The 534-nt window shown below is 40.4% G+C and carries 1 protein-coding gene; it reads right to left on the reverse strand.

Annotated features, from left to right (window positions below):
• A partial coding sequence (locus AB4653_RS20620) for an NADH:ubiquinone oxidoreductase (RefSeq protein ID WP_372105196.1) occupies window positions 1-366 on the reverse strand: 366 nt, incomplete at its 3' end.
• Between the last annotated feature and the right edge of the window lie 168 nt (window positions 367-534).

The raw sequence follows: 534 nt of genomic DNA on the forward strand, positions 1-534 counted from the left end.
TTTGCGAGACTCTTCTACCTGCTTAGCGCGCTTTTTAAGCGTCAACCTATCGCGGTATGCAAACCAAACGTAAGTCACTACGACCAAGAAGAATAGGTATGACAATGAGAAAATGAACGGCGATTGAATGATATCGTTTGAGATACCCCAAGAAACACCGATAACGGTCACTGCAATTTTTGCAAAAAAGCCACACATCAATAGCATTAATGCCAACTGTGGGAAACGCGTGCTACGGAATGCCAGCCAGTAACAACTACCAACTGCTAACGCCGCAATATAGAAGCCGAATAGGAAAGAGTGAATATGGTCAGCTGCCGCTACACCACCAGAAATTGACATCAATAAAATTAAAAACAGTTTCATAATACTCGCCTCACCATAGGTTGGAAACGCATCCTTTCAAATTTGGAATCTCAGTTTGCGTACTATTTTCCCATTTTTTTTGTTCAACACAACCCCTCAAGTTGAACAAAATGTAAGCAATGGTGCTAACAAAAACCCGAGTTAACAATCATTTAACATACTGTTTTT

Origin of the sequence: Vibrio sp. 10N.222.48.A3 (assembly GCF_041475345.1) — a bacterium.
GTDB lineage: Bacteria > Pseudomonadota > Gammaproteobacteria > Enterobacterales > Vibrionaceae > Vibrio > Vibrio tasmaniensis_A.